The 5,425-nt window shown below is 67.2% G+C and carries 5 protein-coding genes and 1 pseudogene; 5 read left to right on the forward strand and 1 reads right to left on the reverse strand.

Going from position 1 to position 5,425, the window contains the following annotated elements; translation table 11 throughout:
- Positions 1–1,617 (reverse strand): aminopeptidase N (pepN, locus tag KZA10_RS07205; RefSeq protein ID WP_218682524.1); only part of this gene is annotated, 1,617 nt, incomplete at its 3' end.
- Positions 1,618–1,796: 179 nt separating this feature from the next.
- Here pepN and KZA10_RS07210 point away from each other — a divergent pair.
- From KZA10_RS07210 to KZA10_RS07230, 5 genes and pseudogenes are all read left to right on the forward strand, one after another.
- Positions 1,797–2,981, forward strand: coding sequence for a ferrochelatase (locus KZA10_RS07210; protein ID WP_141386032.1), 1,185 nt, complete (start codon positions 1,797–1,799; stop codon positions 2,979–2,981).
- Positions 2,982–3,019: 38 nt separating this feature from the next.
- Positions 3,020–3,505: a ribose-5-phosphate isomerase gene (locus KZA10_RS07215; protein ID WP_017830666.1), complete on the forward strand. Its 486-nt coding sequence runs from the start codon at positions 3,020–3,022 to the stop codon at positions 3,503–3,505.
- A gap of 1 nt (position 3,506) precedes the next feature.
- Complete coding sequence (locus tag KZA10_RS07220) at positions 3,507–4,505, forward strand: Fpg/Nei family DNA glycosylase (RefSeq protein ID WP_218682525.1); 999 nt, start codon at positions 3,507–3,509, stop codon at positions 4,503–4,505.
- 38 nt (positions 4,506–4,543) lie between these two features.
- Positions 4,544–5,188, forward strand: a complete 645-nt coding sequence (locus KZA10_RS07225; RefSeq protein WP_141386034.1) for an FMN-binding negative transcriptional regulator — start codon at positions 4,544–4,546, stop codon at positions 5,186–5,188.
- A pseudogene (locus KZA10_RS07230) lies at positions 5,185–5,425 on the forward strand (metal-dependent hydrolase); the annotation flags it as partial. The gene KZA10_RS07225 and the pseudogene KZA10_RS07230, both read left to right, overlap by 4 nt.

The following is a 5,425-nucleotide window of genomic DNA, read 5'->3' on the forward strand; positions in this document are numbered from 1 at the left end:
CGCGTAGGCGAGGTCGTTGTCGTTGAGCAGCACGAGGTCGGGGCGGGCGAGGCCCTGCAGCTCGGGCACCTCGGTGCGGTCGCCGTCGACGTCGACCTCGAGGTAGTGGGTGCGGGTGAGCGAGCCGTCCGTGAGCGTGTAGAAGCCGATGCCGAGGCGGTGCGGACGGATCGTCGGGTAGTCCGCCGGGGCGGTCTGCGTAATCGCGAAGCGCGAGATGGTGCCGTCGTGGCTCTCGGCGATGACGGGCTCGAGCGTGTTGACGCCCGCGGTCTCGAGCCACTTCTTCGACCACGTGCTGAGGTCGCGGCCACTGGTGGCTTCGAGCTCGGAGAGCAGGTCGCTGAGCTCGGTGTTGCCCCAGGAGTGCTTCTGGAAGTACTGCGAGACTCCGGCGAAGAACGCCTCGATGCCTACCCACGCGGCCAGCTGCTTGAGGACCGACCCGCCCTTGGCGTAGGTGATGCCGTCGAAGTTGACCTGCACGTCTTCGAGGTCGTTGATCTCGGCGACGATCGGGTGGGTGGAGGGGAGCTGGTCCTGGCGGTAGGCCCAGGTCTTCTCCATGGCGTTGAAGGTCGTCCAGGCTTCTGTCCACTCGGTGGCCTCGGCGGTGGCGATGGTCGACGCCCACTCGGCGAACGACTCGTTGAGCCAGAGGTCGTTCCACCACTTCATGGTGACAAGGTCACCGAACCACATGTGCGCCAACTCGTGCAGGATCGTGACGACGCGACGCTCCTTGACCGCGTCGGTGACCTTGCTGCGGAACACGTAGGTCTCGGTGAAGGTGACGGCACCCGCGTTCTCCATCGCGCCGGCGTTGAACTCCGGCACGAAGAGCTGGTCGTACTTGGCGAAGGGGTAGGGGACGCCGAACTTCGACTCGAAGTAGGCGAAGCCCTCGCGGGTCTTGTCGAAGATGTAATCGGCATCGAGGTGCTGCCACAGGCTCTTGCGGCCGTACACGCCCAGGGGGATGACACGTCCGGAGGCGCTGGTGAGCTCCGAGAAGGTCGACTCGTACGGGCCGGCGACGAGCACCGTGATGTACGAGGAGATACGCGGGGTTGGCTCGAAACCCCACGTGGCGGTGACGTCGTCGTCATGGACGATGGGCTCGGGGGTGGGGGAGTTGGAGACGACCTTCCATGCGGCAGGGGCCGTCACCGTGAACTGGAACGTCGCCTTGAGGTCGGGCTGCTCGAAGACGGCGAAGACACGACGCGAGTCGGGCACCTCGAACTGGGAGTAGAGATAGACCTCCCCGTCCACGGGGTCGACGAAGCGGTGGAGCCCTTCTCCGGTGTTCGTGTACTCGCAGTCGGCGTCCACGACGAGGACGTTCTCGGCCTGCAGACCGGTGAGCGCGATGCGCGAGTCGGCGAAGACCTCGTTCGGGTCGAGCTGCTCGCCGTTGAGCGAGATCTCGCGCACGTCGCGGGCGATCAGGTCGATGAAGGTGAAGCCCTCCGGCGTCGCGGTGAAGCGCACCACGCTGCGGGAGCCGAACACCTCGGGGCCCTTCGTCAGATCGAGGGCGACCTCATACGACTGCGTGTCGATGACGTCGCGGCGCTCCTGCGCTTCGATACGGGTGAGGTTCTCTCCAGGCACAGCTGTACTCCCAGGGGTGAGGGGATGTCACCGGGGCTGGGCGCAGTTGGCGCCGACGGCAACCATGACAGCCTACGCCTTCGCGACGGATGCCTCCTCGCATCGGCCACGGGAGCGAGACGTCGGGAAACGACGCGTGCGCGCACGCCCGGACCCCTCCGAGGTGGGAAGATGGATGCGTGACTGCGATCGAGCCGAATGTCGTCCCCTTTGCCTCGCCTGCTACCGCCGGTGGTGCCCCCTACGTGAACACCCCTGCCACCTACGACGCGATCCTGCTCGCCGGGTTCGGCGGGCCGGAGGGCCAGGATGATGTGATCCCGTTCCTCAGGAACGTGACGCGCGGTCGGGGAATCCCCGACGAACGGCTCGAGGAGGTCGCGCACCACTATCGCCACTTCGGCGGGGTGAGCCCGATCAACGGCCAGAACCGCGTCCTCAAGGAGGCGCTGGAGAAGGCCCTCATCGAGCGCGGGATCACGCTCCCCGTCTACTGGGGCAACCGCAACTGGGCCCCGTACCTCGAAGAGGTCGTGACCGAGGCCTCGGCCAACGGTCACAACACCCTCCTCGCCTTCGCCACCAGCGCCTACAGCTCGTTCTCCAGCTGCCGCCAGTATCGCGAGGACTTCGCCCGCGTCCTGGAGGAGACCGGTCTGGGTGAGACGGTGACGATCGACAAGATCCGTCCGTTCTACGATCACCCCGGCTTCGTCGAGGCTTTCGAGACCGGCGTGCGTGAGGCTGTCGAGGGCTTCCTCGCCGAGGGCATCCCGGCAGCGGACATCCAGATCCTGTTCTCGACCCACAGCATCCCGACCGCCGACGCCGAGCGTTCCGGAGCCCGAGACATCGAATGGGGAGAGGGTGGCGCATACGCCGCGCAGCACCTCGCCGTCGCCACGTGGGTCATGGACCGCGTTCGCCAGACCGTTCCGGCGGCCGCCGATGTGTCGTGGGAACTCGTGTACCAGTCCCGCTCCGGCCCCGCATCGCAGCCCTGGCTCGAGCCGGACGTGTGCGATGTGATCGGCGAGCTGCCCGATCGTGGCCGCAAGGCCGTCACCGTCGTCCCGGTCGGATTCATGAGCGACCACATGGAGGTGCTGTGGGACCTCGACACCGAGGCGGCGGAGGCTGCGGAGGAAGCGGGCCTCTCCTTCACGCGCACTCCGACTCCTGGAGTGTCGCCGGCATTCGTCTCCGGCATCGTCGACCTGATCGAGGAGCGGCTCCAGGGGCGCCCCAACGAAGAGCGTGCGCACGTGACCTCTCTCCCCGGGGGCTTCGATGTCTGCCGGCCCGGCTGCTGCGAGAACATCCGCGCGGGCTTCAAGCCGGCCGCTGCCGGTGTCGCCCCGTGACCTCTCGCTGACCCGCGCACGCTTCTAGGATGGGAATCATGCGCATCCACATCGCCACCGACCACGCGGGACTCGACTTCTCCACCCAGCTGCAGGGACATCTGCGCGCTGCCGGACATGATGTCGTCGATCACGGGCCGATCGAGTACGACGCGGTCGACGACTACCCCGCCTTCTGCATCCGAGCGGCGCAGGCGGTCATCGCCGACCAGCGTGCCGGCGTGGACGCACTGGGTGTCGTCTTCGGCGGCTCGGGCAACGGTGAGCAGATCGCCGCGAACAAGGTCGAGGGCGTGCGTGCGGCCCTCGTCTGGAATCTGTCGACGGCGGAACTCGCGCGAGAGCACAACGACGCCAACGTGATCTCCATCGGCGCACGTCAGCACACGTACGACGAGGTGACGTCGTTCATCGACCGCTTCATCGAGACGCCGTTCTCCGGTGACGAGCGCCACGTGCGCCGCATCGGCCAGATCGCGGACTTCGAACGAGACGGCTCTCTGCTCCCGGACCCGCGGGCCTGAGATGCCCGAGGGTCATTCCGTCCATCGGATCGCTCGACAGTTCGACCGCAACTTCGTCGGAAAGACCCTGAGCGCATCCAGTCCGCAGGGACGATTCGCCGAGGGCGCCTCCGTTCTCGACGGTCGCGAGGCGGTCAGCGTGCAGGCCGTCGGCAAGCAGATGTTCCTCGAGACGGAGGGCGACCTGTGGCTCCGGGTGCATCTCGGTCTGTACGGGGCGTGGGATTTCGCGGGTGAGATCATCGTCGACCCGACCATCGCCTCGGCCAACGGACGGATGGGCCAGACGAATCAGCGGGGGACCGTGCTCGACCAGCCGATCCTCGACGATGCCGGCGAGAACTCGCTCGCGTCGATCGGGGCCCCGCGGCGCACCCGAGTGCACGTGCGCATGTCGGAGCAGACGAAGGGGCTGGCCGACGACGGGATGCAGTGGCCCCCGCCCGTCGTCGGGCAGGTCCGTCTGCGGCTGATGACCGATATCACCGCGGCCGATCTTCGAGGGCCCACCGCCTGTGTGCTGCAGACTCCCGAGGAGATGCTCGCCACGGTGGCCAAGCTGGGACCGGATCCCCTGGTCGGCGACCCGGTCGAGAACGAGGAGCGATTCGTTCGCGCAGTCAAGAAGAAGTCGACGGTCATCGCGCTGCTGCTGATGGACCAGTCGGTCGTGAGCGGGATCGGAAACGTGTATCGGGCAGAGATGCTCTTCCGCCAGCGGTTGAACCCGCACACTCCGGGTAGGGACGTGCCGGAAGACGTCGTGCGCGCGCTCTGGGCAGACTGGGTGCGCCTTCTCGCGACCGGTGTCGAGACCGGCCAGATGATGACGATGGACGGCCTCACGGGCGACGACTACCGGGCGGCCATGGCCAATCGGGACGACCGGCACTGGGTGTATCACCGTGCGGGACTGCCCTGTCGGATCTGCGGAACGGAGATCGCCCTCGAGGAGATCGGTGCGCGCAAGCTCTACTGGTGCCCTCGTTGTCAGGCGTGAGCCCGCTCGAGCTCCCTGCACCGCTCTAGGCTGATCCCATGCGACAGAACCCCAGCTTCACGCTGGCCGATGAGACCGAGATCCGCCGTGTCATCGAGGCGAATCCCTGGGCGACGATCATGAGCGCAGGCGATGACGGACTCGTCGCCTCGCACTACGCCGTGCTGCTCGACGACGCGTGCGACGACCTCACCATCGTGGGACACGTCGGGCGCCCGGACGACCTCATCCACGGGATGGGGCACCGAGAGATGCTCGTGGTGTTCCAGGGCCCGCACGGCTACGTCTCGCCCGGCTGGTACGGCGATGTCCCTGCGGTGCCGACCTGGAACTACACCGCGGTGCACCTGGCCGGCGTGCCAGAGATCCTGACCGATGAAGAGAACCTCGTCGTGCTGGATCAGCTCGTGGCACGCTTCGAAGCCCGGATGCCCGAGCCGCGACGGATGTGGGAACGCCCCAACGACCCGGCCTACATCGAGCGCCTCGCCTCGGGAACCGTGGGCTTCCGGTTGCGGCCGACCCGCGTCGTCGCCAAGAGGAAGCTCAGCCAGAACAAACCACCGGAGACGATCGAGACGGTCATCGCCGCGCTCTCGACCGACGGACCGTATTCGAACCCGGCTCTCGCCGCGGAGATGCGACGCGCGCAGGATGCGCGCCGAGGAGGACGACAGCAGTGACCGAACGTGGAGTGGCGATCGACACGATCACCGGCGTGCGCATCGCCGGTCCTGGGCGCGAGTTCCTCATGGATGAAGAGCCCGTGGATATCTTCATCGCCGACGGGCGCATCGTCGACATCGCTCCGACGGGTGCTCTGCCGGCACGCGGCGCGGTCATCGACGCCGACGGCGCGTGGGCCGTTCCCGGGCTCTGGGACAACCACGTCCACACGGTCCAGTGGGCGCTGACATCGG

Origin of the sequence: Microbacterium sp. BF1, assembly GCF_019279095.1 — a bacterium.
Taxonomy (GTDB): Bacteria; Actinomycetota; Actinomycetes; order Actinomycetales; family Microbacteriaceae; genus Microbacterium; species Microbacterium maritypicum.

Bases quoted from the DNA above. Each gene is read 5' to 3' on its own strand.
- KZA10_RS07215 (WP_017830666.1), top strand. From the start codon at position 3,020: ATGCGCATCCACATCGCCACCGACCACGCGGGACTCGACTTCTCCACC.
- KZA10_RS07220 (WP_218682525.1), top strand. From the start codon at position 3,507: ATGCCCGAGGGTCATTCCGTCCATCGGATCGCTCGACAGTTCGACCGC.
- KZA10_RS07225 (WP_141386034.1), top strand. From the start codon at position 4,544: ATGCGACAGAACCCCAGCTTCACGCTGGCCGATGAGACCGAGATCCGC.